This window comes from Frateuria defendens (assembly GCF_001182895.1).
In the GTDB taxonomy this organism is placed as follows: Bacteria; Pseudomonadota; Gammaproteobacteria; order Xanthomonadales; family Rhodanobacteraceae; genus Frateuria_B; species Frateuria_B defendens.
Genome location: NZ_LFQR01000224.1, coordinates 1 through 253, shown reverse-complemented (window position 1 = coordinate 253; position 253 = coordinate 1). Strand labels below are relative to the sequence as shown.

At 75.5% G+C, this 253-nt stretch carries 1 protein-coding gene; it reads right to left on the bottom strand.

Annotation, left to right across the window (positions count from 1 at the left end; genetic code table 11):
- A partial coding sequence (locus tag ACH65_RS18040) for a response regulator (protein ID WP_049624027.1) occupies positions 1 to 253 on the bottom strand: 253 nt, incomplete at both ends.

Genomic DNA, 253 nt, shown 5'->3' with positions numbered 1-253 from the left:
CCGGGCAGCATCACGTCGAGCAGGATGCCCTGCGGACGGTAACGCCGCGCCAGCTCCAGACCCTGTTCGCCGTCGGCCGCGTGCAGCACGCGCTGGCCCTTCTGGCGCACCATCTCGGCCAGGATGCGGGCGAAGGCGAGGTCATCCTCGACGATCAGGATAGTGGTCTCGCCGGTGCCGAGGCGGTCGCGGTCGTCGACCAGGCCGGCGCCCGGCCGCACGGCCGGCAGGGCGGGGCGCGCCGCCGGCGCGG